Consider the following 2,022-nt stretch of genomic DNA (forward strand, 5'->3'; position numbering starts at 1 on the left):
GATCGAACACCGCCATGATATCGGCGCGACCGCCCACGGCGCCGACCGGAAAACCGCCGCCGATGATTTTTCCGAGCGCCGTCAGGTCGGGCTGGATGCCCCACAGGCCTTGCGCGCCAGACCATCCCAGGCGAAACGAGATGACCTCGTCGAAGATGACCAGCGCACCCGCTGCATGGGCGATCTCGACCATGGCTTGGAGGTAATCCCGGCGCGCAGGGATCAGCCCGGCCCGGTTGGGCATCGGGTCGATCAGCACGGCCGCGATGGTGTCGCCCTCGGCGGCGAAGACGGCGCGCAGCGCCTCGGTGTCGTTGAAGGGCACGGCGATCACGTCGTCCAGCACGCCGCGCGGCGTGCCCCTGGCATAGGGCGTCGATCTCGGCAGGTCGCCCCAATTGGCGGGGGATGAGTCCAGGCTGACCTCGGCGAAATCATAGGAGCCGTGATAGGCGCCCTCGATCTTGACGATCTTCGGCCGGCCGGTGAAGGCGCGCGCGGCCTTGATCGCCATCATCACGCCCTCGGTGCCCGAGTTGGTGAAGCGGATCTGGTCGACGGAGGGCAGCCGCTCGACCAGCAGCTCGGCAAGCTCGATCTCGCTCAGCGTCGGGGCGCCGAAAGCGGTGCCAAGCGGCAACTGCCCGGCCACGGCCGCGGTGACACCCGAGTGCGCATAGCCGTGGATCATCGCGGTGAAATTGTTGATGCAGTCGTAATAGACATTGCCGTCGACATCCCACAGCCTGCAGCCCTCGCCATGCGCGGCATAGATCGGAAACGGATCGACGAAGACCGTGGTGCGCGTGTTGCCGCCCGGCATCACCTTCCTGGCGCGCTCGAACAGGGCTTTCGATCCAGGCATGGCGTCGGGATATTGCGGCATGGCTCTCCGAGGCGACTTCGACCAATGAAACAGCGACGCAACCGCCGCTCGTCACGAAGCTACGGTTCGTTTCCGCGCCGGCGCAATCAGCCAGACCGGGCATGCGACCCGACCAGGGTCGTGGCAAGTCCACATCATTTTGCGGCCGCCGCGACCGCGCGGTTCGGGTGCCTGAGATGGGTCGGCGTGATGCCGGTCTGCTGGCGGAAGACGCGGCTGAAATGGCCGGCATTGGGGAAGCCGCAGCGATAGGCGATCTCGCCGATGGCAAGGTCGCTGCCTTCCAGCAGCGACTTGGCGTAATGCAGCCGCAGCGCCAGATAAGCGGCCATCGGGCCGATGCCGAGCTCGGCGCCGAACAGGCGCTCGAGCTGGCGGCGCGAGCAGTTCTGCCTGGCGGCGATCTCGGCGACCGAGAGCGTCTCCTGCAGATTGCTTTCCATCAGAAGCAGCGCCCGCTTCACCGCGCGGCTCGCGGCCGCGGGAAAAAGGTCGCCGACCGGCTGCACGTCGCGGCTGGAGCGGATGCGGTCGAGCACCAGGATCTTGGCCGCCTTCTCCGCCGCCTTCTGGCCGATGAACTGCGAGACGAAATAGCCGGCGAGGTCGGCGGCGCCGGTGCCGCCGGCGCAGGTCGCCCGGCCACGGTCGACGGAATAGAGGCTGTCGGCATGGGCGTTCACGTCAGGAAACTCGGCGCGAAAATCCTTGATGTGGAACCAGCTGACCGCGGCGCTGTAGCCGTCGAGCAGGCCGTAGCGCGCGAGCACGAAGCTGCCGGTGCAGAGCGCGGTGAGCGGCACGCCCTTCTGCGCGGCGCGCAGCAGAAACGCCTCCTTTTCCGAACTCAGCTTGCGGTTGGTGTCGAGCAGGCCGCCGACCACCACGACATTGTCGAAATCCTCGGGATTGCCCATCGCCCGGGTCGGAAGCAATTCGACGCCGCAACTTGCCCGGATCGGCAGGCCGCGCTCGCCGACGATCTCCCAGTCGAACTCGATCCTGCGGCTGCGGTCGCCCTCGTCGCCGGCCAGCCTCAGCGTGTCGATGAACAGCGACAGCGGCGACAAGGTGAAATCGCGCACCAGGAGAAATGCGAACTTCTTGGCCATCTGCTTCCGGGATCGTCGATCGTT

Annotated in this window: 2 protein-coding genes; both read right to left on the minus strand. The window is 66.7% G+C overall.

Annotated elements, in window-relative coordinates; genetic code table 11:
• A partial coding sequence (locus EOD07_RS32345; protein ID WP_127238143.1) for an aminotransferase class III-fold pyridoxal phosphate-dependent enzyme occupies positions 1-886 on the minus strand: 886 nt, incomplete at its 3' end.
• A 134-nt stretch (positions 887-1,020) separates the two neighbouring features.
• Positions 1,021-2,022: GlxA family transcriptional regulator (locus EOD07_RS32350; RefSeq protein WP_245470578.1), on the minus strand; the 1,002-nt coding region annotated here is incomplete at its 5' end.

Source organism: Mesorhizobium sp. M2C.T.Ca.TU.002.02.1.1, from assembly GCF_003997225.1.